The sequence below is a fragment of the Bacillus massiliglaciei genome, from assembly GCF_900098925.1.
Taxonomy (GTDB): domain Bacteria; phylum Bacillota; class Bacilli; order Bacillales; family DSM-1321; genus Peribacillus; species Peribacillus massiliglaciei.
Genome location: NZ_LT622360.1, coordinates 46,384 through 71,666 on the forward strand (window position 1 = coordinate 46,384; position 25,283 = coordinate 71,666).

The following is a 25,283-nucleotide window of genomic DNA, read 5'->3' on the forward strand; positions in this document are numbered from 1 at the left end:
TGTGTGCGCCCGGCATGGGTGCAGTCTATAGGGTGAGAGTCCCGAACCATGAAGGCAGTAGTAATGGTTAGCTTAACGCAAGGGTGTCTGTGGTGACGCAGAATCTGAAGGAAGCGAGCGGCAAACCTCCGGTCTGAGGAACACGAACTTCATATAAGGCTAGGTACCATTGGATGAGTTTGCACAACAAAACGAAGTCCTTACTGCCGAAGGTGGTACAGAGTAAATGAAGCAGATAGATGGAGGGAAAGACTGTACTCTTACCCGGGGAGGTCTGATTGGAACGCCAAGTTCCCTTGGTAACCTATCCAGCGATGGACAGCTGAACAATCAGAAGTCAGCCGAGGTCATAGTACCATTCCAACTCGAGATGGAATGGGAAGGACTGAACTATTAGGAAGAACGAGAACTAGGCATATAATTCCTGTATAGAAGCAGACAATCCGAAAGGACTTACTTGAAGGAGGAAGTGGTGAATTCCACAGGGGACTTCATGAGGGTGGAGCAGGAATAACATAATTAGATTTCTACGTTCACGTCGAAAGGAAATATCACATGTTAATGGATCTGATTCTGTCACGGGAAAACTTAATAGAAGCACTTAAACGTGTGGAGAAGAACAAAGGGAGTCACGGCATAGATGGAATGTCCGTAAAATCCCTACGAAGACATCTCTATGAGAACTGGGAAACTCTTTGTGATTCATTAAGGGAAGGTACCTATCAACCTAACCCAGTCCGTCGAGTCGAAATCCCGAAACCGAACGGTGGAGTAAGATTACTAGGAATACCTACCGTGACAGACCGGTTCATTCAACAGGCTATCGCCCAAGTTCTAACCCCACTTCTTGACCCAACCTTCTCAGAACATAGTTATGGGTTTAGACCAAATAGAAGAGGTCATGATGCGGTTCGTAAAGCAAGGGAATATATAAGTGAAGGTTATAGATGGGTGATTGACATGGACTTGGAGAAATTCTTTGATAGAGTCAATCATGATAAGTTAATGGGGATATTAGCAAGTAGAATCCAAGACCGGCTGGTCTTGAAACTTATACGGAAATATCTCCAAGCAGGAATTATGATGAATGGTGTAGTCTATGATGCAGAAGAAGGAACACCACAAGGAGGTCCACTGAGCCCCCTTCTTTCGAATATCCTTTTGGATAAACTTGATAAAGAGTTAGAAAGGAGAGGTCACAAGTTTGTCCGCTACGCCGATGATTGTAATATTTACATGAAATCGAAGAAAGCTGGAGAACGAGTGATGAACTCAATTACATGCTTTATTGAGCAGAAATTAAAGCTCAAAGTAAATAGAGAAAAGTCAGCAGTTGATCGCCCGTGGAAACGAAAGTTTCTTGGCTTTAGCTTTACGGTCAATAAGAAACCGAAGGTTCGAATAGCCAATGAAAGTATTAAAAGGTTTAAGGCTAAAATACGGGAGTTAACCTCCCGTTCTAAACAAATTCCTATGGAAGTTAGAATCGAGAAACTAAATCAATATCTAACGGGATGGTGTGGATATTTTGCATTGGCTAATACACCAAGTAAATTTAAAGAATTTGATGAGTGGATTAGACGGAGACTCCGTATGCTTGAATGGAAACAATGGAAGAAACCGAGGACAAGAGTAAGAAAACTCAAAGGTCTAGGTGTCCCTGACCAAAAGGCATATGAATGGGGAAACTCCAGAAAGAAATATTGGAGAATAGCCTGTAGTCCAATCTTACACAAAACCCTCAATAACTTGTATTGGAGTCACCGAGGGTTGAAAAGTTTATATAATCGATATGAATTTCTGCGTCAAACTTAATGGAACCGCCGTATACCGAACGGTACGTACGGTGGTGTGAGAGGTCGGGGGTTAATCACCCCCTCCTACTCGATTTATGCTAATGGATTCCCGTTCCACGGACGCTTTTCAGGGAGCACGGCTCGAGCCTGCAGTCCCTTCTTCGTGCTGTTCCCCTTGAAGTCTCCCACGATCCAAACGATTCATAACGTTATCGCTTCTTGCAATAGTTTCTTCTCTTTTTACCCCCTTCTTGAAAAATCAGCAGACGTTTACACATTTTTAATGTAAATTTACGCCTGCTTAACGGATCATAAACAGTTTGTTTGTATAGTAGAAATGTTCTTAAAACTTACATATTAGGGGGAAATGAAATTGTTTAAGCGAAAACTCGCAAAAAAGCTTCTTCCAGTCGCCGTACTATCCACATTAGCGTTTGGCAGTTTAGCAGGCCCATTTTCAAATCATGAAGCGGAGGCTTCTTCAAAAAAGGGGCATTATAACAGCTCTCAGCATGAAAATACGAAGATAAAAAATGTCATCTTCCTGATTGGGGACGGAATGGGTGTATCGTATACGTCCGCTTACCGTTATTTGAAAAACAATCCGAATACGCCTGTTGCTGAGAGAACAGAATTCGATAAATATCTGGTAGGGCAGCAAATGACCTATCCAGAAGATCCAAACCAAAACGTCACAGATTCTGCTTCGGCAGCCACTGCCATGTCTGCCGGTGTCAAAACCTATAATGCAGCGATTGCAGTGGATAATGACAAATCTGAAGTGAAAACTGTGCTGGAAGCTGCAAAAGAAAAGGGCAAAGCGACCGGACTTGTGGCTACTTCAGAAATCACGCACGCCACACCAGCCTCATTTGGTGCCCATGATGCAAACCGTAATAATATGAATTCCATTGCGGATGATTATTTCGATGAAATGATTAAAGGAAATCATAAAGTTGATGTTTTGCTTGGCGGAGGCAAATCAAACTTTGTGCGGGCTGATCGGGATTTGACGAAAGAATTTAAAAAAGCCGGTTTCAGCTATGTAACCGATAAAAATCAGATGCTAAAGGACAGGAATGATCAAGTCTTAGGTTTATTCGCTCCAGGGGGGCTTCCAAAGATGATTGACCGAGCGAAAGAAATCCCATCTCTTCAGGACATGACGAACTCCGCGATTGATCGTTTAAGCAAGGATAAGGACGGATTCTTCTTAATGGTCGAAGGCAGCCAGATCGACTGGGCAGGCCATGATAATGATATTGTCGGTGCGATGAGCGAAATGGAAGATTTCGAGAAAGCCTATAAAGCAGCTATTGAGTTTGCGAAAAAGGATAAACACACGCTGGTTGTCGCCACTGCAGACCACTCAACCGGCGGTTATTCAATCGGAGCGAATGGAGACTATAACTGGTTTGGTGAGCCGATCAAGGCGGCTAAACGTACACCGGACTTCATGGCGGCTGAAATCGCTGGCGGAGCAGATCCAGAAAAAACACTGAAGAAATATATCGATCAATCTCTTTTGAAACTTTCAGCAGCCGAAATCGAATCCGTAAAAGATGCCGCAGCTTCTAAAGACGTGACGAAAATTGACAATGCTATTGAAGCCATCTTTAACAAGCATTCAAATACGGGCTGGACAACAGGCGGACATACTGGGGAAGACGTACCGGTTTACGCATTTGGTCCATATAAAGAACGTTTTGCCGGTCAGGTGGATAACACAGACCAAGCGAAAATCATCTTCGATTTATTAAAAAGTAAATAATTAAAACGGGAACATGAAATCATCTGCTCCGTTGCTATTCCTGCAGCGGGGCATTTTCCTGAGGAGGATATGATGAAAAAATTACTATCACTGTTCAGCTTATTAATCGTCCTGACTGGATGTTCTTCCGGCAATCATGCGGATGAAAGTAAGCCTGCTGAAAATAATACGGCGAAAGCAGAACAGCCGGCAAGGACCGCAGAAACAGCTGTGCCGCAAGTAAAAGAAGATGTGTATGTGCCCAACCCTCAAATAACGGATGACCGTAAACTGTTAAAAGTCGGGGAGACCGTTTCTGATGAAAAAGGCAAGATTACGCTGAAGGCTTATAAAAAAGTGGATGAAACGGTAAATGTGGGACCGATTGAAATGAAGGTAACGGATATAAAGGTCATGCATTTTGTTCCTGCTTACAGTATGATAGATTTTTATCATGCGTATACCCATGATGAAGAATTCGACTTGATCAAAATTGGAGTTGAGTTGAAAAACACATCGAAAGAAAAAATAAAGTACACACCGATTGCTGCCATTAAGATGAACAGCGGGGAACATAAAACATGGGAAGACGATACGTATCTGGAAGAATTGATTGGTGAGATTGAACCGGGAGATGTGAAAAAAGGAAACATGGGCTTTATTTTAAGTAAAACACCAGAGGCTCAATCAGTAGAGGTGTTAACAAGTGATGCAGTGGATCTTGATCATAATGTGTTAGAGCAAGGAAAACATCTGAATATTGAATTCTAAGGATCCATTACGGATCCTTTTTTTATGAGAATGGGAGGGTTCCGGGAAGATTCCCAGGACCCTGTGAGAGCGTTCAGGATGCTGCAGCTTCGCTTTTTGTCGGTTTATGATAATGGCGATCAAGAAGGTAGCCAAAAACCGAGGCGAGAATCTGCTGGAAAAGCATTCCGAGTATGACAGGAACGGCAACGGCTGATGGAAAATAGGAGACGGCAATGACGCTTCCCGCACTGATATTCCTCATCCCTCCAGTGAAGGTAATGGTGATGATAGTTTCGGTATCCCATTTAAAGAGTTTGCCGACAAACCAGGACAGCACATATCCCGAAGAGGCAATTAGCAGCACCATAGCAGCCATGACAATCAGCCGGTGATTGATTTCGCTCAGATAGGGAGCGATTTTGGAACTGTTCAGCATTACAACCAGGCCGAGACATATTTTTGAAAAAGGCGAGAGTTTGGGGGAAAGCATCCCTTTAATCTTTCCTTTTGTGGCTTGATTCAAGAGCATGGCCAGAATGGATGGAATTACAATCATGCCAACCAGGCCTTTCGTCATTCCCCACATATCCATTTCAATCTTTCCGCCTGCGAACAGGCCAACGCTATATGGAACGATAAAGGGTGAGAGAAGTGTATCCAGCAGCACAATGGTTAAAGCGAGCACGGTATTTCCTTTATAAATGGATACCCACATCAGGCTTGTTACCCCGGTAGGGATGATAACTCCAAGAATCAGACCGGTAATGGTGAACATATCCCCTGGAAATACTAGATGTCCCATAGCGAAAGCCCACAGCGGCATAAGAAAATGCAGGACGATTAAAACAATCAGGGTAGGGAGCGGATTCAGGACGACTCTTTTCAATGATGTAAAGTTAGAACCAAGGCTGCCTGTAAAGGTGATAAAGGCAAAAATCCATGGAATGAGAAAAACGAAGCCATCTATATAGTGGGCTAATAATACGCCGGCTACCACACTGACAGGCGTAATGAATGGCATGGCTTTTTCCAATAGGCGATTGACAGTTAACAGCATCTTCTTCCCTCCTTTTAAGAATCCCGTAAAAAATGATGTCAAATCCCATATTATCATAAATGGGAGTGAACAAATTTTCTTTCTTGAATTATTGGAGGAAAATGGGGAAGAGGTGGCGAAAAAAAGCCCGCCTTAACTAGCAAGGCGGGCCGCAACTGTTCAAGTAAACTGTTTATTTTGCTTCTTTCTTGTGTTTCTTAGGTCTGATATACAGCCCTAATTCCCTTCGGTCTTTTCGTAAAGACTTGAAGAGGGATGCAGCCATCAATATGATGATGACGGAGAACGGCAGGGCCGCGATAATTAAAGCGTTTTGAAGGCCGTCCAGCCCTCCGGAATACAGAAGGATCGCAGCTACTGCAGAAACCATAATTCCCCAAGTGAGTTTGACGGAATTTGGCGGTGTCAGGGATCCATAAGTTGTCTGCATTCCGAGTACAAATGTAGCGGAATCAGCAGATGTAATGAAGAAGATTGCTACTAGCAGAATTCCGACAACTGACATGATATTTCCTAATGGCAGCTGGCTGAACATGGCAAACAATACTTCCTCTGTTGCATTGACAGTCAGATCGATGCCCCCGGACATTTGTGTGTCGATCGCTGTTGTTCCAAATACAGCAAACCAAATAAAGCTGACGATAGAAGGAACAAGCAATACGCCAATCATGAATTCCCTGATCGTTCTTCCCCTTGAAATACGGGCGATAAACATACCGACAAATGGCGCCCAGGAAATCCACCATGCCCAATAGAAAATGGTCCATCCGTTTACCCACTCGCGGTTATCCGGAGACGTTGGGGCAATACGCATGCTCATTTGAAGAATATTTTGCAAATAGGCTCCTACAGTATCTGTGAATAAATTTAAGATAAATAATGTAGGACCCATTACAAAAACAAGAATCATCAGAATAACAGCAAGAATCATATTGGTATTACTTAAATACTTGATTCCTTTTCCGAGTCCGGACCATGCAGAAATAATGAAAAGAATCGTTACGACCAAAATGATAATCAGCTGAGTAGTATAATTATTTGGAACACCAAATAGGTAGGAAAGCCCGCCATTGATTTGCGCTGCACCGAAGCCGAGAGTAGTGGCTACACCGATGACCGTTGCAAAGACAGCAATAACGTCAATCAAGACTCCTGCTTTACCTTGAGAGTTTTTACCTAATAGGGGAGTTAATGTGGCACTAATCAGACCAGGCTGATTTTTACGGAATTTGAAGTAGGCGAGCGAAAGCGCCACGAGAGCATAGATGGCCCACGCATGAATTCCCCAATGGAAGAAAGTATAGCGCATGGATTCTCTTATAGCTGCATCCGAACCAGGCTCGGCTAAGGCTGGATCAATGGCGAAATGGGATAAAGGCTCTGCGGCTCCATAAAAGACGAGACCGATACCCATGCCGGCGCTAAATAGCATGGCAAACCAGGACAGGGTTGAGAATTCAGGCTTTTCATCCTGCTTCCCTAAACGAATGATCCCTACTGGATTAATAATTAAGAAGAGACAAAAAAGAACGATTAGCGACACTAAACTAAGATAATACCAACCAAAGCTATTTGAAATGAAGCTTTGGATTTTGGTCGTGACATTGAGGAATCCCTCAGGTGTGACCACACCAAGAATTACAGCCGCCAATGTGATAGCTGCCGTAATCCAAAATACATTTGAAACCTTTTTCATAAAATTCTCCTTTCTTCAATAATGCATAACTCCAAATAATTTCCCAAATTGTGAAGAGTTATACATTATTATAACGACATATCTACCATAACAAACATTCCAATGTAATATCAAATGGGAGAATTGAACGAATTTTCTGTATTATCTCCTCAATTAAGACCAATTACCTCTGCACATAGAGTGCCCTTTATGTCATATCTGATACGGAATATCCTGGCTTTTGCTATAAGAAAATAACATTTTGAAAAAATAGCTGGAACAGGGAAAACAAGGGTGAAAAAATATTTTTCTGCCCCCTTTATTATAGAAAAAAACATCCTAAAGTCTTATTTTACAAGTACAGGGCAGATTGTACCTGAAGAGTGGGCAAAAGGGTCTATTCCTCTAAAAGGCCCCATTTTACATTTATCTGGATAAAAATGGATTTCCTGTGATCCAAAACCTCCAAGGATAATCTTTTGCTTCACCTGAATTCTGAATGCCGATTCGCGGTCCGGAAGAAATCGACCCAGGTTGAATTCCTGAAGCAATATAGAGAGGCGGAACTGTGAAATTATTCCCATAGTCCGCCATTGTAATACCTAGGGCTTTAGTCAGCTTTCCGGGACCGCTCGTTAAACTGCGGAGCTCTGTTCGCCCCCGTCTTTCCTGCATTAAATGTATCCCGCTGTAAGGCTCTACTGCTCTGATTAAAATTGCTTCAGGCTTCCCAGCGCCTTCGCTGACTACATTGACCAGCGTATGCGTATGCATTACATACGTATAAATCGTTCCTGCTTCGGAAAACATAGCCTCCGTTCTTTTTGTTCTTCTGTTCATAAAACTATGTGCAGCGCGATCTTCCGGCCCGATATAGGCTTCTGTTTCAACGATAAAACCGGAAGCCCCTCCTTCCGGTGTCTCTTTGATTAATAAGCAGCCAAGCAATGCTTTGGCTAGTTCCAATGTGGGCTTTTGATAAAAGTCAATTGGAAGAGGCGTCATTTCATGTATTGATTCCAGTTTGTTTCCCTGCATGTCGTCTATTCCTCCAGCCGCTCATAGTCCTCATTATAAAATTCCCTATTTTGCTTAAATCCAAACCAGTAAATGGCCTGGGAACGCTTTAAGCCTTCTCTAGGAGAAAGGCTCTGGCCGGGACGGGTGAATGCATTCTGAAATTCCTTTATAATGAAAAGATGACGGAAGATAAAGATAGGAAGTGGAAGCATGAAGGATATAAAAATTGGTTTTATTGGCTTTGGAAAAATGGGACAGGCGATAGCAGGAGGAATGATTAGGTCCAATCTTATTCCTGCAGACAATATTAAAATAAGCGCCAGAAGTGAAAAGACGCTTCAAAAGGCAGAAACTGTCTTTGGCATAAAAGGGACGCTGGAAAATAAAGAGGTTGCCCGTTTTGCCGATCTTCTCTTTTTAGGGATACAGCCGGGAGGCCATAAGAACGTGCTGGAGGAGGTTAAGAGGGAACTGAAAGATGATGTAACCATTATTACAATGGCGGCAGGGATTGTAATCAAGACGATTGAAGCAGCTGTTGGAAGAAAGGTGAAAGTGGTCCGGACGATGCCGAATACGCCATCAATGGTCAGGGAGGGCATGACAGCGATGAGCGTGAATGATCACGTTTCTGAAAGGGATTTGTCCATCGTCCGTGAAATCCTCCAAAGTTTAGGCGAAACGGTGATTTTAGAAGAAGAATTGATGGATGCAGTACCTGCAGTAAGCGGTTCTTCTCCGGCCTTTGTTTATATGTTTATTGAGGCGTTGGGAGATGGGGCCGTAAGAGACGGCATTCCAAGAAAAGAAGCCTATAAGATGGCAGCACAGGCTGTATTGGGGGCAGCCAAAATGGTTCTGGAAAGCGGAAGGCATCCAGGAGAGTTGAAGGACGATGTCTGCACTCCCGGCGGCTCGACGATTCAGGCGGTAGCCGCATTGGAGAAGAATGGGTTCAGAGCCTCTGTTCTGGAAGCGATGGAGGCCTGTACAAAAAAATCAAAGTCCATCGGCAGATAAACGAAAAACAGGAAGAAGAAGGAACACTTTTCAGTACGCAGAAATCTAAGAGGCCATAGCATAGAAGCAGAAACGGAAATCGCAGCAAAAAAATATCAAATTTCTCTGTGCGAGAAATTTGATATTTTTATTTGTCCAGTCAGATTCTGAAAGGAATCTTTTAAGCGTTTATATTATTTGGGTTCAAAGCATTTTCAACACTTACATAGGCATAGCCAAGATCGTTGGCTACCGCTTCGAAGGTAATTTCTCCGTTTGCTACATTCACGCCTTTAGCCAGTGCCTTATTTTCAAGAATTGCACTCACAGCGCCTTTATTAGCGATCTGCAAAGCATAAGGAACGGTGACGTTTGTCAGAGCCATAGTAGAGGTCTGAGGCACAGCTCCTGGCATATTGGCTACTGCGTAATGGACTACCCCATGTTTTGTATAAGTCGGATTATCATGAGTGGTAATTCGGTCGACTGTTTCGAAAATTCCTCCTTGGTCAATGGCTACATCAATAATGACAGAGCCAGGGGACATCGATTTAATCATTTCCTCTGTGACAAGCTTCGGAGCTTTAGCGCCTGGAATGAGGACGGCGCCGATCACTAAATCGGATTCCTTGACGGCTTCGGCTACGTTATATGGATTGGAAATGAGCGTCTGGATTTGATTGCCGAAAATATCTTCTAATTGACGCAGGCGTTCTGGACTGAGATCTACAATTGTCACATCTGCTCCAAGCCCGATTGCAATCTTGGCTGCATTTGTTCCAACCATTCCGCCGCCGATGATCGTTACTTTCCCCTTTTTAACCCCAGGGACACCGCCGAGAAGGATTCCTTTGCCGCCTTGATTTTTTTCAAGGAACTGAGCCCCGATTTGGGCAGCCATTCGTCCCGCAACTTCGCTCATGGGCGACAGCAGAGGGAGCGTGCCATTAACGGTGACAGTTTCATAGGCAATGGCCAAAACTCCATTGTCTTTTAATGCTTGCGTGAGGGCAGGATCTGCCGCTAAATGGAGATACGTAAATAAAATAAGATCTTTTCGGAAATATTGATATTCTTCAGCAATTGGTTCTTTTACTTTTAATATCATTTCGGATGCGGTCCAGACACTGGATGCATCTTCAGCAATCACGGCACCGGCTGCACGAAATGCTTCATTTAGAAAACTGCTGCCGGCACCGGCTTCTGTTTCTACAAACACTTCATGGCCTGCTGCCACTAATGCCGCTACTCCTGCCGGGGTAATGGCTACACGGTTCTCATTGTTCTTAATTTCCTTTGGAATACCTATACGCATATTCATCACTCCGATCATTATTTTAATACTTTGTACACAAATTATAATTGGAAAAGTCAATGCTGCCGTTTGTGGATATAGGAGAAAAGATTTTCAGTCATTTGTGAAATTTCACAAATGACTGAAAACGGGGCCTGGGATTAACTTATTTCAGAAGGGAAGGTGTCCGTTTGATTAAGCCTGTCCACGATTCGTCTTTTTTTATAGAGCATGTCAGCTGTCTCCGCTAAATCGGCAATCATTGACCGGTTGGAGAAAGCCCCAAAAAGGATTCCCGCAATCGGAACCATTTGAAGGAGCTTCTTCAGGCCGAATTGATCGCGATAGGTATAAATCACTTCCCGCCATCCCTGAAGCTGGGAAATCATTTCTTGCCTTTTGTCTTCTGAATCGAAATTTGACAGTTCATTAAGAATGGCAGTCTTGCCCACTGTATCTGCATTGGAGAACTGAAGGCATTTTATAACAAAGACCCTTTCCCTTTTTTCCTCGGGATTGAAGCCATAGGAGAGGGCAATGTCCTGAATTGTTTTGATGGAGATTCCGAGCAGGAGGGGGATATCGGCAGCTAAAGTGAAGATGCCGCCGACCCCGGTTGTCGCACCTTGTACAGCCGCCGCCCTTATCAAAGATTTCTGCATGTCCTTGCTGACTTCGTTCATAATTTCTAATGGTGCAGTTTTCACATCCTCTAAAGTAATAATCTCTAGATTAGGGAGCTTTTTCTGAAATTTCTTTAACACGTTTTTTTCCTTTGACATATATTTGCCGCCGAATTGAAGATAATTTCCGATTTCGTCCAAAGCAAGGGCCATTTTATCCTGGATGAAGGCAGGTGTAAGTCTGTCGAGAAGCTTAAAGGGAATCCGGCCGATTTTTTCCCAAAACCAGAGCCCTTTTTGGCTCTTTTCCCATTTTTCAATTTTTTTTAATTCTGTAAGCAAATAGGAACTTTCCTCAATAGTCATCTGTTAACCACCTTTACTTTCTTTTAAATATTGTCTATAGTGAGCCGCCTTGATATGTAAATAGAGAGCCATTTTTTGAATAGGATCTTTAGGGCGTATACTGCTGATTTCAATGATTCGTTTCAATCGGTAATTCATCGTGTTCACGTGGATATGAAGGATTTTGGAGGCGTCATTCAGGTTTCCGTCACAATCCAGATACACAGTAAGCGTATCGAGCAGGTCTGTTTGATTTTTTTCGTCATACTTTTTTAATTTCATTAATGGTGGAAATCCTGGGTCTGGCCGGCTGATCAATAAATCAAGTGCCTGCAGAACCCCGAGCTCTTCGTAATGGCAGATTTCCTCTGTTTCTTTTGGGAAGGCATGTTTCATTTTTAATGTATAAAGGGCCTGCTGATAGCTGGACATCGCTTCTGAAAGGGAAACCGTTTGATTCCCGGAAGCTCCAAGAATCCCTTCTACCCCGAAACGGCGCTTCATTTCACGTATGAAAAAGGGTAGGAAAGCATGAATGGAATCGGAGAAATCCAATGGTTTGTCTTCTTCTTTGGCACCAGCCAGCAGGATGAGTTTATTCTGATCGATTGTAAACAAAGTAGATTTGAATTGCTGGGTCGTACTCAGCATATAGGATATGTGGCGCTCGACTTCCCGGGTGATATCGCTCGGAAATTCAAAGACCAGAATGCTAAACATAGAAGGAAGCTGAATCGAGAACCTGGAAAAATTCTCAATCATCTCGGATTCCTGCTGATAGTGACCAGTCAATAGTCTCCATAAAAACTCCTGATGACCCGCCTCTTCTCTTTTTTTCTTGATTTGGAGCTGCTGAAGCTGATTTTTGGCTTCCTTGGCTGAAAAGAGAAGGAAGGCTAAGTCTTCATCGGTAAAGGGTTTATTGACTTCTAGAGCCCAAATAAAGCCGAGAACTTCATTATTTTTTCGAATGGAAACAGCTGCCCTGTTCCCAAGGCCTACTTCCTGTATCGATCCAATCTTAATCGGGAAGTTTTCTTTAAGCAGAGCCGGAATAATCCCGTCTTTCCATAAGCTGTTAATGACTTTTTCAGGCACTCTTCTGCCGATGATTGTGGAGATGCGGGCTTGATCTGTCGTATCGTCATGCATGCTGTAGGCCAGTAAACGATGATTTCTGTCCTCGATGGTGATCGGACAGCCCAATACCGAACTGATTCGGTCGGCGAACTCCATTAGGTCCCCATACAAATTTTTAAAAATGTCCCTGTGCTGTTTATCAATCTCTTTCATACTCATCAAGGCTCCTTGCCATTTGGTCATACTTTTATAGTAATGGATTTGTGACTTTTTCGCATTGGTTTTCTGATGAGGGAGAGGAGCAGATTTATGATCCAAGAGAAATCCTTTAAGCAGTCAGCACAAAAAAAGGTGCCGGAATGCCCGGCACCTCTTATAGATGAACTTTAGAAAATGAGGTCTAAAAGATAATAGACAATTGCGGCTAATGTTGCAGAGATCGGCAATGTAATAACCCAAGTAATGAGCATTCTTTTAGCGGTTCCCCATTTAACGCCCTTCAAACGGTGTGCAGAACCTACACCGAGAATTGAGGAAGAAATGACGTGTGTGGTGCTGACTGGCAGGTGGATTAGGGATGCTCCGAAGATAATCCCGGCACCTGTTAGATCGGCAGCCACCCCGTTAATTGGACGGATTTTCATAATTTTGCCGCCGACTGTCTTAATGATCTTCCAGCCGCCGATCGATGTGCCAAGACCCATTGCTGTCGCACAGGACACCTGGACCCAGAATGGAATTTCCGTACTGGAAACGAAATTGTTGGCAATCAAGGCCATTGTGATGACTCCCATCGCCTTTTGCGCATCGTTCATGCCGTGCGTGAACGACTGTGTAGCAGCAGTCAGGATTTGGATTCTCCTAAACTGCTGATTCGTTTTAGTCAGGTTATTATTTTTGAAAATCACCTTAAAGATGCTGTAGATGATGAATCCGACAACAAAAGCAAGAATAGGCGAGAAAATCAAAGCTTCCAGTATTTTCAGGAATCCGGCCCATTCGATGGCGCCGAAACCAGCAGCTGCGATGGCTGCTCCTGCAATGGAACCGATAAGTGCATGGGAGGAACTGCTTGGAATCCCGTAATACCAGGTGATTAAATTCCAGGCAATCCCGGCAATCAAAGCTGCAAGAATGACAAGGGATCCGTTGCTTAACTGGAAGGGATCCACGATTCCGCTGGAGATGGTTTTGGCCACTCCGGTGAAGGTCAGGGCTCCCAGGAAGTTCATAACAGCCGCCATGATAATGGCATGCTTCGGTTTTAAGGCTTTCGTTGATACGGAGGTCGCTACCGCATTGGCCGTATCATGAAAGCCGTTGATAAAATCAAAAGCAAGGGCGAAAATGACAACTAAAATCGTTAATATCAATAAAGTATCCATAATGGAAGAGGCTCCTTAGGCATTTTTCATGATGATGGTTTCGAGTGTATTGGCGACAGCCTGGCAATTGTCGGCAATTTCCTCTAAGCTCTCATATATTTCCTTGTACTGAATGATGCGAATTGGATCTTTTTCCACTGTGAATAAGTTTTTGATTGATTGACGCTGAATCCCGTCACAAACAGATTCAAGATCTTTAATTTTGATGGCGTGATCACGGATTTTGCCTAATTTCTTTGTTGAAAGGGTGTCGACCGCAATTTCGATTTCATACGAACACTGTTTAATGGCATCGACAAAGCGAAGCATGTAATCGTCAGCATTTACGATAGAGTACATTTCGAACAGGGCAGCACAATGCTCCAGTCCATCCAGAACATCATCCATTCTCATAGTCAATTCCAGGATATCTTCCCGTTCAATAGGGGTAATAAAGGCATTGTTCAATTCTTTAATGACATTGTGCACCATTGAATCGCCTTTATGTTCATAGTCCTTCATTGTTTCTGAGAAAATCTTCAAATCGCTTATATTATTGAGCTTATATTCAGCAAAATAATCTGAGCTTTCCTTTAAATTGATGGCGATGTCTGAAAGCATTACTGCGAATTTGTCTTTTTTTGATTTAAAAGCCATGTAAAAAGCCTCCTGGTTTGTAGAAAAAATTTTCCGACAGCCTTGTAAAAATGGTCCGTCTTTGTAGTATTAGCCAAGTAATTGTAACGAATTCGTTAACTCTTTTGGAAGAGGTTTCGACGAAAATTTACAATATCTTAATAAAACTTTACAATTCTCCTTTACCCATGCATGAAAAAGGATAAAACTGTATAAATCAAGGCGGCTAACAGAGCGGAAATCGGCAGGGTGATAAACCAGGTGATGACCATCTGTTTGGCAGTTCCCCATTTTACTCCCCTCACCCGGTGGGAAGAACCTACACCGAGTATGGATGAAGAAATGACATGTGTAGTACTGACCGGCATGTGGATGAAAGTGGCCCCAAAAATGATCGCGGCTCCTGTAAGATCGGCAGCCACACCGTTGACAGGACGGATTTTCATAATTTTGCCGCCAACTGTCTTAATGATTTTCCAGCCGCCGATGGAAGTTCCCAGAGCCATGGCAATCGCACAGGACAGCTGTACCCAGAAAGGAATGTCGCTCGTTGTAACATACCCATTAGCAATGAGGGCCATTGTAATGATCCCCATTGATTTTTGGGCATCGTTTGTACCATGTGTGTAAGATTGGATGGCAGCTGTCAAAATCTGAATCCGGCGAAAATGCTTATTCGTTTTGCCTAAGTTATTTTCCTTAAAGAACACCTTAAAGAGGCTGTACACGATATATCCCAAAGTGAAGGCCAGAATCGGCGAAACAATCAAGGCGATAATAATGGTCGTAAAACCGCTCCATTTAATGGAATCAAAGCCGGCTGCTACAATGGCGGCACCCACGATGGAACCGATCAGGGTATGAGAGGAGCTGCTGGGAATTCCGTAATACCATGTCAGCAGGTTCCAGATGATGGCGGAAAACAGGGCAGCAAGGATGACGACCGGCCCGTTTTCAATTGTAAAAGGGTCGACGATGTCTTTACTGATTGTCTGCGCCACTCCGGTAAAGGTCAGTGCACCAAGCAGGTTCATAATGGCTGCCAGTACAATCGCATGTCTTGGCTTTAAGGCTTTGGTGGAAACGGAGGTAGCGATGGCATTGGCTGTATCATGGAAGCCGTTAATAAAATCGAAAATAAGAGCAAAAGCAACGATTAAAACGGTTAATAATAAAATCGTATTCATTGAATGAAATCTCCCTAATATAAAATAATCTGAAAAACGGTATTCAAGCATTTCCTTGATCTTTCTTACAGCACCTTCTTTTACTGGGGTTTTGCTGGAAATCTTTCTGCTCTATAGAAAGAGTGAATAAAGACGAGAGCATGCATGACTGGATCATGCGCAAGCTGTTTTCAGCCATCCATATAAAAAATCAAAAAAGAGGTATGTATAGGTTGTCAAATTCGCCCCATCTTACCCATCCATTAATTAGAATAAGCGTTTCGATAAAAATTTACAAAGAATTTAAGTAAGTGAAGTAAATATTTCTTATATGTTTCAGAGCAAAATTTTACCTTTCATTCAGAACTAGATGGTACAATTTTAAAGAATAAAATAAAGGAGGCTAGGTCAATGATTAAAAGTATCGAAGAAAAAGTAGCGATGAATAATGGAATAGGCATTCCTCAGCTGGGTTTTGGAGTCTTTAAAGTAGAAAGCGGAGAACAAACTGTATCATCTGTGAAAAAAGCCATCGAAACAGGTTATCGGGCTATCGATACCGCTGCCATTTATCAAAATGAAGAAGGTGTCGGACAGGCTATCAGAGAGAGCGGTGTGGCCCGCGAAGATCTATTCATCACTTCAAAAGTGTGGAATACTGATCAAGGGTACGAGACGACTTTAAAAGCTTATCAGGACAGCTTGGACCGGCTCGGTCTGGAATATCTCGATTTGTATTTGATTCATTGGCCAGGCAAAGACAAGTATCTGGAAACATGGAAAGCTTTGGAGCATTTATACAAAGAAGGAAAAGTCCGTGCTATTGGAGTAAGTAACTTCCATATCCATCATCTTGAAAACCTAATGGCAAATTCGGAAATTAAACCAGTCATCAATCAAATTGAACTCCATCCATACCTGTCCCAAAAAGAGATCCGCGATTTTTGTGCTAAACATGAAATCTTGGTTGAAGCATGGGGACCGCTCGGACAAGGGAATTTGATCAATGAACCGACCGTTATGAAAATTGCAGAGAAGTATGGCAAATCATCAGCACAAGTGCTGATTAGATGGCATCTGCAAAACGGAATCGTGGTCATTCCTAAATCTGTCACACCATCAAGGATTGAAGAGAACGCCAATGTCTTTGATTTTGAATTGAGCAAGGAAGATATGAATCAAATCGATGCGCTGAATAAAAATGAGCGTTTCAGTAAAAATCCTGATGAATTCATATTTTAAGCTGTCTCTCTAAGTTTGGGAGCAGAAAATACGCTACATATTTTTCTACGATGAATGTATAACGAAAGGGGCAAGCTGCAGCTGCGGTTTGCTCCTTTTTTCTTTGTGCCTGAATCAAATCCCCAAATAGTAAAACTTGATAAGATACCCTGTTTTCTAATGTTTATTCTTGTTTACGCCCCATTTATTTAATAAATTTTTTTAGGTTTTATATCGGAAATACGGGGAAAATAAACAATACAACGGCGGACTAAGCAAATGACAAGTCATCTTAAAGTAGAAGCTTTGATAAATGCTGAAGAGTGTTGACCTCATATCGTTGTTACATCTACTGGCATTTGTCACATTAGTTTATACTGCTTAGCCGTTAAGAAAAGGGGAGGAACAAAAGGATTCCTTACCCTAATTACAAAATTAAAGGAGGAAGTAAACATGGCATTTTTATGGTCATTGATTATTGGAGGTATTATCGGTTGGTTAGCTGGAATGATTGTTGGACGTGACATTCCTTTCGGTATTATTGGAAACATCGTAGCAGGATTTATCGGTGCTTGGTTAGGTACATTGATTCTTGGAGACTGGGGACCAGTCGTTGCAGACTTTGCGATTATTCCGGCCTTGATCGGAGCTATCGTCTTTGTCTTCATTTTGAGCATGATCCTCAAAGGAACAAGAAGAGCTTCTTAACGTAAATAAGATGACTGGAAAGCCGGCCTTATGGCCGGCTTTCAGGCTGTAGACAAACTCGTGAAAATCGAGTTTATCTACAGCCTTTTTTATATTAAAATGGAGGTAACAAATTTACTTGAGGTGACCAATATGCTTTCCAAATATTCTTCTACTCAAAGAAATCAAATTGAAATGATTGCGCTGGATGAACTTGTTCCTGCGAACCATTTGGTTCGCAAACTAGAAAAAGCGATCGATTTTTCATTTATTTATTCGTTAGTAGAGGATATGTATTCAGATGTAGGTCGTCCAAGTATTGACCCGGTAATTCTTATTAAAATGACATTTATTCAGTACATATTTGGTATCCGCTCCATGCGCAAAACGATTGAAGAAATCCAGACCAATATGGCTTATCGATGGTTTTTAGGATTCGGATTTCATGATAAAATCCCCCATTTTTCTACCTTCGGTAAAAACTACGAACGCAGATTCAAAGATACGGATTTGTTTGAACAGATTTTCTATCATATTATAAGCGAAGCTGCTAAGAAGAAGTTAATCAGTGCCGAACATATTTTTATTGACTCTACACACGTTAAAGCTAGTGCGAATAAACGAAAGTTTCAAAAGAAAGTTGTCCGTAAAGAAACAAAAGCATATGAACAACGTCTTCAAGAAGAAATCAATCAGGACCGAGAGGACCATGATAAGAATCCCTTCCCTCCAGATAAATTCGAAAAAAATGAAACGAAAGAAATCAAAGAAAGTACGACAGATCCTGAGAGTGGATATTATGTAAAAGATGAAAGAACGAAGCAGTTTGCTTATTCTTTTCACGCTGCTTCAGATAGGAATGGATTTGTATTAGGGACCATCGTAACTCCTGGTAATACGCATGATAGTCAGATACTTGAGCCTTTGGTTGAGAAAGTAATGGAAGAAGTTGGGAAGCCTGAAGCTGTTGCTGCTGATGCAGCCTATAAGACACCAGTAATTACAAATTATCTAATAGAAAATGACATCACGCCCGTTTTACCTTATACACGTCCGCGTACAAAAGAGGGATATTTTCGGAAACATGACTATGTTTACGATGAGTACCATGATTGCTATTTATGCCCGCAGGGCAATGTGTTGAACTACTCAACGACTACTAAGGAGGGGTATCGTCAGTATAAGTCTGATCCTAAAATATGTAAAGATTGTCCAGTGATCATGAATTGTACCCAAAGTAAGAACCACCAAAAGCTCATTCAGAGACACATATGGGAAGGGTACGTAGAAGAAGCAGATCATCTCCGACACCATCAAACCATAAAAGATATCTATGCCAAACGTAAAGAAACCATTGAGCGAGTCTTTGCGGATGCAAAAGAAAAGCATGGCATGCGTTGGACAACGTTAAGAGGTCTAAAAAAATTGTCCATGCAGGCGTTGCTTACTTTTGGTGCCATGAATTTAAAGAAGATGGCAAATTGGACTTGGGTCAATCCTCAAACCGGCTAATTATGGGGCTCGATGAGCCCTCAAAATTAAAAATACAACGATTAAATAGGAAAAATAACAGAAAGGCCTTCGGAAGGGATTCCTTCCGAAGGCCTTTTGTCGACAATCTGAAAGCCGGCCTTATGGCCGGCTTTTTTGTGCTTGTCACAGCTCTTTGAAAATCGGCGGGTTATCTAAAAATGGAGCTTCACATGTGATGAACCTGCCGGTAAAGGGGTGAGAAAATTCTATTTTTCGAGCATGCAGAGCCTGCCGTTTAAAGAGAGGGCGCCCCCCATATAGACAGTCGCCTGCAAGCGGATGTCCAAGGTGGCTCATATGCACCCGGATTTGGTGGGTTCTGCCGGTATCCAGGGTGCAGCTGATCAGTGTTAATTTCTGCTTCCGGTCCCGTGTGATCACTTGATAATGGGTAACAGCTGTCTGTCCTCCCGGGGAAACTCTTCTTCTTGTTGGATGATGACGGTCCCGTCCGATTTTTTGATTGACCGTTCCTCGGTCATTGGTTATTAATCCCTCTGCCCAGGCTAAGTAAGTCCTTTTAATGTGCCGTTCTTCGAGCATCTTATCCAATAGTGCGCCTGCGAGAGGATGTTTGGCAAAAAGGACGGCTCCTGTTGTATCTTTATCAAGTCTGTGAATATGTTTAATATATCCAGGCTGATCGGTAAGCGAGAGATGATGGGCAACTCCGTTTAATAATGTGCCTTTATCTCCCTCTGAATTTGGGTGAGTGCTCATCATTGCCGGCTTATTGGCAATCAGCAGATGCTCATCTTCATATAAAACTTGGATCCCTAAATCTTCTGCAGGGACGGAAGTTCCTTCATTCTCTAATAGGGGAATGTTGAGGATATCTCCTTCTTTTAAAGCGGTGTTCCAGGAGGCGGGCTGCCCATTTATGGCCACAAGCTTGCTCATCCGCCATTCATGAACCATTTTTTTGGGGGATTTCCAAAATTTAAAAAGATTTTCTAGTGTTAATTTATCCCATTCTTTGATAACAGATAATGTCAAAAAACGGGTATTATCAGTCACTTTCATACATTTTCTCCTTTGTTTCGACAAGATTCGATTTTTTTCATCTATAAAAACCTTTTGCACTTTAGCAAAATGCAGAATCTAAAGACCTATTCCTAAGCGCTGGTGGTGATAATTACCACATTTTTTTATGAAATTGTATGTTATTCTATAAAAAGTACATAAATAAACACAATTCAAAACATAATGAAATAGGCAAAAAGAACCTAAAAAGGTGGTATCTTTGTGAAAATTGTTTTCTCTTCTACGGAAGAGCAGGAAAATCAAATAAAGGAACTTACTTCAAACATCTGCCAACATATTTTGCCTTATTATTTCACTGATGAGGAAATGCTTCGTTTCAAAAAAATAGGTGTGCTGGAGCCTAACATCAGTCATTATACGTATAATGGAACGATGAGGGAAGCATATCAAGTGATGACCTGTCTTCAGGTCATTGTATCGATTCTTGGTGAGAAAGAAAAGAGTAAGTCTTTTTATAAGGATGTTAAATATCGGAAGCTATTTGAACGCAATGTTGCTTTATTAAATGAAGCGGGCATCTTTTTTCCTTTTGAATACCACCATTTTTCCCATCCCTTGGCGGAGACAGATGGAATGGATCTCTACTCCAGTGAAGCAGCCAATCAATATTTAATTTGAACAAACTGAGTGCCTATACAAAAAAAGGCTGTCCATAGCGGGCAGCCTTTTTGTTGCTGGAGAATCAGTTCACGCCATTTTTCTCAAACCATTTTTGGAAAACATCTTTTTCGTTATACCCTACAATACGGTCCTGCTCTTTTCCGTCCTTAAAATAAACAATGGTCGGGGTGCTTTCAATGGAGTAATCATCCCATCCTTCTTCAAACTCAAGCAGATTATACTGGACAAGATCAATCCCCATATCCTCAGCGAGCGGGGCTACAATCGGAGTCGTCCGCTGACAGTGCGGGCATGTAGGACTGTAGAAATAAACAGCCCGGTCTTTTTTATCTTTCAGATCCTCTTCCAGCTCTTCAGGAAGGATCAGGTTTTGATAATTGGGATCCGTCAGCTGATCAGCCGTGGCAGGATCAAGTTCTTTCTTCCCGTATGGATTCCCCTCGGTTTTTTCTGTATTTTGCTTGTTGGTAATTAAGGCGATGGCTGCGAACAGGATAACGATCACAGCTAAGAAAACAAGCATTTTTTTCATGAAGTCTTAACCTCCTTGGATATCTTCCAGATGCAGCAGCTGCAGACGAAAATAATGATGAATGCCGTCAGAGCCAAAAATGGGATGGTGATGAAGCCTAGCCAATTAATATATTCTCCTGTACATGGCACTCGGCCGCATGAGAAGGTACTTTCAGCGAAAGCAGGAAGTTTCTGCTGTAAGTAGTGATAGGCAGAGATAAATGCGCCAATTGCCGACAGAATCATCGTATAAAAGCTGATCCAATAATCTTTTCTTATAATGGCTATTCCTAAGATGATTGTGAAGGGGTACATGACGATTCGCTGGAACCAGCAGAGAACACAGGGTTCGTAATGTCTGATTTCAGAAAAGTACAGACTGCCAAACATTGCGATGACCGACACACACCATGCCGCAAAAATCCAATTATCCCTCGCTTTTCTTTTATCCATAATCACTTCTCCATTTAGTTATTTCATCTCAATAAATTATATATGGTCAGTTGGTTTGATGTAAAATATATATACCTTTTAAGTGTATTCCGATATAGTTAAGGGTCCTGCCGGGATTGACCAGGTTTCATAAGAAATCACTGAGGGTAAACTAAGATATTGATGGGACCAAAAAGGAGTTAGTGTAAAAATGACGAATCTAGATTTGCATAAGTTTGAAAAAATTATGGAAATAAGAAATATGCAGGTAAGTGATATTGATCGGATAATCGGCCTGCAGGCGCTTTGCTTTCCGGGAATGATCCCATGGAAGAGAGAACAGCTGGAGAGTCACTTGGAGATTTTTCCGGAAGGCCAATTTGTAGCGGAATATGATGGAGAAATCATCGGTTCCTGTTCAAGCCTGATCATCAACTTTGATGAATATGATGACAGACATACGTGGGATGATGTAACAGACAATGGCTATATTACGAATCATAATCCGGACGGATTTAACTTATACGGTATAGAGGTTATGGTGCATCCAAGCTATCGAAGGATGAAAATCGGCCAGCGTCTGTATGAAGCGAGAAAAGAGCTTGTCCACGAATTAAATCTGAAAAGTATCATTATTGGAGGAAGGATTCCGAATTACCATAAATACGCTGATAAGCTTTCACCAAGAGAGTATGTAAAAGAAGTGCAGCATCACAATATTTATGATCCTGTTCTTTCCTTCCAATTGCTGAATGGCTTTAGCTTAATGAGGATTAATCCGAATTACCTTCCGGATGATAAACAGTCCAATAAATATGCAACTTTAATGGAATGGAATAACTGGGACTACAAGGCCAAGACGAAACGTTATTTCAAAACTTCCGAGCCGGTAAGAATATGTGCAGTCCAATATATGATGCGGCAAATAAACTCTTTTGAGGATTTTGCTAATCAGGTCGAATATTTTACAGATGTTGCCTCAGATGCGAATGCTGACTTTGCTGTATTCCCTGAGCTTTTCACCACACAATTGATGTCTTTCCTGAATGAGAGATCGCCGAGTCTTGCGGTGAGGAAAGTTGCGGAATTTACGGAACAATATATTGAACTGTTTACCGATTTGGCGATTCGTTACAACGTGAATATCATCGGAGGTTCCCATTTTGTAAAGGAAGATGATGAAAATATCTATAATATTGCTTATTTATTCCGCCGTGACGGAACGATTGAAAAGCAATATAAAATTCATATCACTCCAAATGAAAGAAAATGGTGGGGAATCAATGCAGGGGACCAAGTGCGTGTTTTCGATACGGACTGCGGAAAAATCGCCATCCAGATTTGTTATGATATCGAATTTCCTGAGCTTTCCAGAATCGCTACAGACATGGGAGCAAGGATTATTTTTACCCCTTTCTGTACAGAAGACCGTCAAGGTTATCTAAGAGTGAGATACTGTGCGCAGGCCCGTGCGATTGAGAATCAGGTCTATACAGTCATTTCCGGAACTGTAGGCAATTTGCCGCAAACGGAAAACATGGATATCCAATACGCACAGTCCGGAATCTTCGCCCCTTCAGATTTTGAATTTGCCAGGGACGGAATCGTAGGTGAAACAAATCCTAATATCGAGATGGTTGTCATAGGGGATGTTGATTTAGAGATTCTACGGCGCCAGCGTCAGTCGGGTACGGTAACTCAGCTGAAAGACCGCCGCAAGGATCTTTATAAAATCAATTATAAAAAAGGAATGAGATAAATCATTGGGGGTGTATGGCGAAACAGAAGCGCCATGCCCCCTTTATAAAATTTCTTCATATCAGGAACAGGATATGGTACTTTTATATTAGGCATTTTACATAAAAATACATGCAAGCGGAGAGAGGAGCATACAAGAGATGGATTGGAAAGAAACATATAAGAATTGGACAAACTATGAAAATCTCAATCAAGAAATGAAGACTTTATTACAAGATATGGAGCAGGATGAGGCAAGACTGGAAGATGCTTTTTATAAAAATTTGGAGTTCGGAACCGGAGGCATGCGCGGTGAGATAGGTGCCGGCACAAACCGTATGAACATATATACAGTCCGAAAGGCGAGTCTTGGTCTTGCCCGTTATATCAAGGCACACGGCAGCGAAGCCATGGGGAGAGGCGTTGCCATTGCCTATGATTCACGCCATAAATCTCCTGAATTCGCTATGGAAGCTGCTAAGACACTGGCTACCGAGGGCATTAAAGCTTATCTTTTTGACGAATTGCGTCCGACTCCTGAATTGTCGTTTGCTGTTCGCCAGCTGAATGCCTATGCAGGGATTGTTGTAACAGCAAGCCATAATCCGCCGGAATATAATGGATATAAAGTATATGGACCGGATGGAGCACAGCTTCCGCCAGCCGCTGCAGACTCTGTCATTGAGTATGTCAATTCAGTCGAAAATGAATTAGCGATCGTTATTGATTCAGAGGAATCATTGAAAGCTGCCGGCTTGATTGAAATCATTGGCGAAGAAATAGATGCTGCGTATAATGAACAGCTTCTGACCGTTCCTGAAAATGAAAACCTAAGCAAGGAAGTGGCGGTAACAACCGTATTTACTCCGCTTCATGGAACAGCTAATAAATCGGTCAGACGGGCTTTAAGCGACCTTGGCTACAGCGATGTTCATGTTGTAAAAGAACAAGAACTGCCTGATCCGAATTTTTCTACTGTGAAATCACCGAATCCTGAGGAGCATGCTGCTTTCGAGCTTGCCATTAAATTAGGCAATGAAGTGAATGCAGATCTCTTAATCGCAACAGATCCAGATGCCGACCGACTCGGGCTTGCCGTGAAAAATCAGGACGGAGAATATACAGTACTGACAGGCAATCAAACGGGAGCACTCTTCCTCGATTACTTGTTAAAAGAGAAGAAGAGCAAAGGCACTCTTCCTGAAAATGGAGCCGTTTTAAAAACAATCGTTACCTCTGAAATAGGCAGGGCAATTGCTGAGCATTACGGTTTGGAAACAATGGATGTACTGACCGGCTTTAAATTTATTGCCGAAAAAATTGCCGAATTCAATGAAAGCGGGGAGCATACCTTCCTATTTGGATATGAGGAAAGCTATGGCTACCTGATTAAAGACTTTGCAAGAGATAAAGATGCCATTCAGGCTGCGGTCCTTGCAGTAGAAGTCTGTGCATATTATAAAAAGCAGGGAATGACTTTGTATGAAGGTTTATTAGATGTTTTTGAACGCTATGGCTTCTATTTAGAAGGATTAAAATCCATCACATTAAAGGGAATCGAAGGATCTAGAAAAATTCAAAGCATCCTGGATGATTTCCGCATGTCTGCTCCAAAGGAAATCGCCGGCAGGAAAGTAGCGGTTCAGGAAGATTATCAAAGCAGTATGAGCACATTAGCTGATGGAAGTCAGAAAGAAATTGATCTTCCAAAATCGAACGTCCTTAAATATTACTTAGAAGACGGTACATGGGTCTGCCTGCGTCCATCCGGCACAGAACCGAAAATTAAATTTTACTTTGGTGTACAGGGAGATTCCATGGTAACGGCCCAAGGTAAACTCGCAGAAGTTATGAACCAATTCATGGAATTGATTCAAACAAAATTATAAGATAGCAGGAAAGTGTAACTGAAACGGAAATCCCTGCAGCGTACGTGA

General features: G+C 42.2%; 23 protein-coding genes. 11 read left to right on the top strand and 12 right to left on the bottom strand.

What is annotated here, in order from left to right; all coding sequences use genetic code 11:
- Nucleotides 1–226: 226 nt before the first annotated feature.
- The 4 genes from BQ4305_RS21620 to BQ4305_RS16720 all read left to right on the top strand — a co-directional run bounded on the left by BQ4305_RS21620 (nt 227) and on the right by BQ4305_RS16720 (nt 4,317).
- Entirely contained in the window at nt 227–397 is a 171-nt protein-coding gene (locus tag BQ4305_RS21620) for a hypothetical protein (RefSeq protein ID WP_199880500.1), read from the top strand.
- Nucleotides 398–555: 158 nt separating this feature from the next.
- Nucleotides 556–1,815: a group II intron reverse transcriptase/maturase gene (ltrA, locus tag BQ4305_RS16710; RefSeq protein ID WP_110928894.1), complete on the top strand. Its 1,260-nt coding sequence runs from the start codon at nt 556–558 to the stop codon at nt 1,813–1,815.
- A gap of 348 nt (nt 1,816–2,163) precedes the next feature.
- On the top strand, nt 2,164–3,567 hold the full coding sequence (locus BQ4305_RS16715) for an alkaline phosphatase family protein (protein WP_110928895.1): 1,404 nt from the start codon (nt 2,164–2,166) through the stop codon (nt 3,565–3,567).
- A gap of 69 nt (nt 3,568–3,636) precedes the next feature.
- Nucleotides 3,637–4,317: a DUF4352 domain-containing protein gene (locus BQ4305_RS16720; RefSeq protein ID WP_234396995.1), complete on the top strand. Its 681-nt coding sequence runs from the start codon at nt 3,637–3,639 to the stop codon at nt 4,315–4,317.
- A 73-nt stretch (nt 4,318–4,390) separates the two neighbouring features.
- Here BQ4305_RS16720 and BQ4305_RS16725 read toward each other — a convergent pair whose 3' ends face one another.
- From BQ4305_RS16725 to BQ4305_RS16735, 3 genes are all read right to left on the bottom strand, one after another.
- Nucleotides 4,391–5,356, bottom strand: coding sequence for a bile acid:sodium symporter family protein (locus BQ4305_RS16725; protein ID WP_110928897.1), 966 nt, complete (start codon nt 5,354–5,356; stop codon nt 4,391–4,393).
- Between the two features lie 172 nt (nt 5,357–5,528).
- Nucleotides 5,529–7,052, bottom strand: a complete 1,524-nt coding sequence (locus BQ4305_RS16730; RefSeq protein WP_110928898.1) for a glycine betaine uptake BCCT transporter — start codon at nt 7,050–7,052, stop codon at nt 5,529–5,531.
- Nucleotides 7,053–7,457: 405 nt separating this feature from the next.
- Nucleotides 7,458–8,069 (bottom strand): DNA-3-methyladenine glycosylase, encoded by a 612-nt coding sequence (locus tag BQ4305_RS16735; RefSeq protein WP_110928899.1) that lies wholly within the window; start codon nt 8,067–8,069, stop codon nt 7,458–7,460.
- A gap of 192 nt (nt 8,070–8,261) precedes the next feature.
- On the opposite strand from BQ4305_RS16735, the gene proC reads away from it, so the two are divergent.
- On the top strand, nt 8,262–9,071 hold the full coding sequence (gene proC / locus BQ4305_RS16745) for a pyrroline-5-carboxylate reductase (RefSeq protein WP_110928901.1): 810 nt from the start codon (nt 8,262–8,264) through the stop codon (nt 9,069–9,071).
- Between the two features lie 160 nt (nt 9,072–9,231).
- On the opposite strand, the gene ald is transcribed toward proC, so the two are convergent.
- The 6 genes from ald to BQ4305_RS16775 all read right to left on the bottom strand — a co-directional run bounded on the left by ald (nt 9,232) and on the right by BQ4305_RS16775 (nt 15,579).
- The gene (gene ald, locus BQ4305_RS16750) at nt 9,232–10,365 is read right to left on the bottom strand and encodes an alanine dehydrogenase (protein WP_110928902.1); all 1,134 of its coding nucleotides are present in this window, start codon (nt 10,363–10,365) and stop codon (nt 9,232–9,234) included.
- 140 nt (nt 10,366–10,505) lie between these two features.
- A complete protein-coding gene (locus tag BQ4305_RS16755) occupies nt 10,506–11,333 on the bottom strand; it encodes an EcsC family protein (protein WP_110928903.1) in 828 nt (275 codons plus the stop codon).
- Nucleotides 11,334–11,336: 3 nt separating this feature from the next.
- Nucleotides 11,337–12,605 (bottom strand): helix-turn-helix domain-containing protein, encoded by a 1,269-nt coding sequence (locus BQ4305_RS16760; RefSeq protein WP_234396996.1) that lies wholly within the window; start codon nt 12,603–12,605, stop codon nt 11,337–11,339.
- Nucleotides 12,606–12,778: 173 nt separating this feature from the next.
- The gene (locus BQ4305_RS16765) at nt 12,779–13,777 is read right to left on the bottom strand and encodes an inorganic phosphate transporter (protein WP_110928904.1); all 999 of its coding nucleotides are present in this window, start codon (nt 13,775–13,777) and stop codon (nt 12,779–12,781) included.
- Between the two features lie 15 nt (nt 13,778–13,792).
- Complete coding sequence (locus tag BQ4305_RS16770) at nt 13,793–14,413, bottom strand: DUF47 domain-containing protein (RefSeq protein WP_110928905.1); 621 nt, start codon at nt 14,411–14,413, stop codon at nt 13,793–13,795.
- A 161-nt stretch (nt 14,414–14,574) separates the two neighbouring features.
- Nucleotides 14,575–15,579: an inorganic phosphate transporter gene (locus BQ4305_RS16775; protein WP_110928906.1), complete on the bottom strand. Its 1,005-nt coding sequence runs from the start codon at nt 15,577–15,579 to the stop codon at nt 14,575–14,577.
- Nucleotides 15,580–15,969: 390 nt separating this feature from the next.
- On the opposite strand from BQ4305_RS16775, the gene BQ4305_RS16780 reads away from it, so the two are divergent.
- The 3 genes from BQ4305_RS16780 to BQ4305_RS16790 all read left to right on the top strand — a co-directional run bounded on the left by BQ4305_RS16780 (nt 15,970) and on the right by BQ4305_RS16790 (nt 18,978).
- Entirely contained in the window at nt 15,970–16,800 is an 831-nt protein-coding gene (locus BQ4305_RS16780) for an aldo/keto reductase (RefSeq protein WP_110928907.1), read from the top strand.
- Nucleotides 16,801–17,232: 432 nt separating this feature from the next.
- The gene (locus BQ4305_RS16785; protein ID WP_110928908.1) at nt 17,233–17,487 is read left to right on the top strand and encodes a GlsB/YeaQ/YmgE family stress response membrane protein; all 255 of its coding nucleotides are present in this window, start codon (nt 17,233–17,235) and stop codon (nt 17,485–17,487) included.
- A gap of 132 nt (nt 17,488–17,619) precedes the next feature.
- A complete protein-coding gene (locus tag BQ4305_RS16790) occupies nt 17,620–18,978 on the top strand; it encodes an IS1182 family transposase (protein WP_110927520.1) in 1,359 nt (452 codons plus the stop codon).
- A gap of 144 nt (nt 18,979–19,122) precedes the next feature.
- Here the strand turns inward: BQ4305_RS16790 and BQ4305_RS16795 are convergent, their stop codons facing one another.
- Nucleotides 19,123–20,022: an RluA family pseudouridine synthase gene (locus BQ4305_RS16795; RefSeq protein WP_110928909.1), complete on the bottom strand. Its 900-nt coding sequence runs from the start codon at nt 20,020–20,022 to the stop codon at nt 19,123–19,125.
- 222 nt (nt 20,023–20,244) lie between these two features.
- Here BQ4305_RS16795 and BQ4305_RS16800 point away from each other — a divergent pair, with 222 nt between their 5' ends.
- Nucleotides 20,245–20,661, top strand: a complete 417-nt coding sequence (locus BQ4305_RS16800) for a DUF5365 family protein (RefSeq protein ID WP_110928910.1) — start codon at nt 20,245–20,247, stop codon at nt 20,659–20,661.
- 64 nt (nt 20,662–20,725) lie between these two features.
- Here BQ4305_RS16800 and BQ4305_RS16805 read toward each other — a convergent pair whose 3' ends face one another.
- Both BQ4305_RS16805 and BQ4305_RS16810 read right to left on the bottom strand, forming a co-directional pair.
- Complete coding sequence (locus tag BQ4305_RS16805) at nt 20,726–21,196, bottom strand: thioredoxin family protein (RefSeq protein WP_110928911.1); 471 nt, start codon at nt 21,194–21,196, stop codon at nt 20,726–20,728.
- The gene (locus tag BQ4305_RS16810) at nt 21,193–21,630 is read right to left on the bottom strand and encodes a disulfide oxidoreductase (RefSeq protein ID WP_110928912.1); all 438 of its coding nucleotides are present in this window, start codon (nt 21,628–21,630) and stop codon (nt 21,193–21,195) included. The genes BQ4305_RS16805 and BQ4305_RS16810 overlap by 4 nt, the downstream gene beginning before the upstream one ends.
- Before the next feature lie 190 nt (nt 21,631–21,820).
- Between BQ4305_RS16810 and BQ4305_RS16815 the strand changes: the two genes are divergently transcribed.
- Both BQ4305_RS16815 and BQ4305_RS16820 read left to right on the top strand, forming a co-directional pair.
- Complete coding sequence (locus tag BQ4305_RS16815) at nt 21,821–23,368, top strand: bifunctional GNAT family N-acetyltransferase/carbon-nitrogen hydrolase family protein (protein ID WP_110928913.1); 1,548 nt, start codon at nt 21,821–21,823, stop codon at nt 23,366–23,368.
- 139 nt (nt 23,369–23,507) lie between these two features.
- Nucleotides 23,508–25,235 (top strand): phospho-sugar mutase, encoded by a 1,728-nt coding sequence (locus tag BQ4305_RS16820; RefSeq protein WP_110928914.1) that lies wholly within the window; start codon nt 23,508–23,510, stop codon nt 25,233–25,235.
- The last annotated feature ends 48 nt before the right edge of the window (nt 25,236–25,283 follow it).

What these genes read in the sequence shown, in the direction of transcription:
- BQ4305_RS21620 (WP_199880500.1), top strand. Translation starts at nt 227, where the DNA reads ATGAAGCAGATAGATGGAGGGAAAGACTGTACTCTTACCCGGGGAGGT.
- ltrA (WP_110928894.1), top strand. Translation starts at nt 556, where the DNA reads ATGTTAATGGATCTGATTCTGTCACGGGAAAACTTAATAGAAGCACTT.
- BQ4305_RS16715 (WP_110928895.1), top strand. Translation starts at nt 2,164, where the DNA reads ATGAAATTGTTTAAGCGAAAACTCGCAAAAAAGCTTCTTCCAGTCGCC.
- BQ4305_RS16720 (WP_234396995.1), top strand. Translation starts at nt 3,637, where the DNA reads ATGATGAAAAAATTACTATCACTGTTCAGCTTATTAATCGTCCTGACT.
- BQ4305_RS16725 (WP_110928897.1), bottom strand. Translation starts at nt 5,356, where the DNA reads ATGCTGTTAACTGTCAATCGCCTATTGGAAAAAGCCATGCCATTCATT.
- BQ4305_RS16730 (WP_110928898.1), bottom strand. Translation starts at nt 7,052, where the DNA reads ATGAAAAAGGTTTCAAATGTATTTTGGATTACGGCAGCTATCACATTG.
- BQ4305_RS16735 (WP_110928899.1), bottom strand. Translation starts at nt 8,069, where the DNA reads ATGCAGGGAAACAAACTGGAATCAATACATGAAATGACGCCTCTTCCA.
- proC (WP_110928901.1), top strand. Translation starts at nt 8,262, where the DNA reads ATGAAGGATATAAAAATTGGTTTTATTGGCTTTGGAAAAATGGGACAG.
- ald (WP_110928902.1), bottom strand. Translation starts at nt 10,365, where the DNA reads ATGCGTATAGGTATTCCAAAGGAAATTAAGAACAATGAGAACCGTGTA.
- BQ4305_RS16755 (WP_110928903.1), bottom strand. Translation starts at nt 11,333, where the DNA reads ATGACTATTGAGGAAAGTTCCTATTTGCTTACAGAATTAAAAAAAATT.
- BQ4305_RS16760 (WP_234396996.1), bottom strand. Translation starts at nt 12,605, where the DNA reads ATGAAAGAGATTGATAAACAGCACAGGGACATTTTTAAAAATTTGTAT.
- BQ4305_RS16765 (WP_110928904.1), bottom strand. Translation starts at nt 13,777, where the DNA reads ATGGATACTTTATTGATATTAACGATTTTAGTTGTCATTTTCGCCCTT.
- BQ4305_RS16770 (WP_110928905.1), bottom strand. Translation starts at nt 14,413, where the DNA reads ATGGCTTTTAAATCAAAAAAAGACAAATTCGCAGTAATGCTTTCAGAC.
- BQ4305_RS16775 (WP_110928906.1), bottom strand. Translation starts at nt 15,579, where the DNA reads ATGAATACGATTTTATTATTAACCGTTTTAATCGTTGCTTTTGCTCTT.
- BQ4305_RS16780 (WP_110928907.1), top strand. Translation starts at nt 15,970, where the DNA reads ATGATTAAAAGTATCGAAGAAAAAGTAGCGATGAATAATGGAATAGGC.
- BQ4305_RS16785 (WP_110928908.1), top strand. Translation starts at nt 17,233, where the DNA reads ATGGCATTTTTATGGTCATTGATTATTGGAGGTATTATCGGTTGGTTA.
- BQ4305_RS16790 (WP_110927520.1), top strand. Translation starts at nt 17,620, where the DNA reads ATGCTTTCCAAATATTCTTCTACTCAAAGAAATCAAATTGAAATGATT.
- BQ4305_RS16795 (WP_110928909.1), bottom strand. Translation starts at nt 20,022, where the DNA reads ATGAAAGTGACTGATAATACCCGTTTTTTGACATTATCTGTTATCAAA.
- BQ4305_RS16805 (WP_110928911.1), bottom strand. Translation starts at nt 21,196, where the DNA reads ATGAAAAAAATGCTTGTTTTCTTAGCTGTGATCGTTATCCTGTTCGCA.
- BQ4305_RS16810 (WP_110928912.1), bottom strand. Translation starts at nt 21,630, where the DNA reads ATGGATAAAAGAAAAGCGAGGGATAATTGGATTTTTGCGGCATGGTGT.
- BQ4305_RS16815 (WP_110928913.1), top strand. Translation starts at nt 21,821, where the DNA reads ATGACGAATCTAGATTTGCATAAGTTTGAAAAAATTATGGAAATAAGA.
- BQ4305_RS16820 (WP_110928914.1), top strand. Translation starts at nt 23,508, where the DNA reads ATGGATTGGAAAGAAACATATAAGAATTGGACAAACTATGAAAATCTC.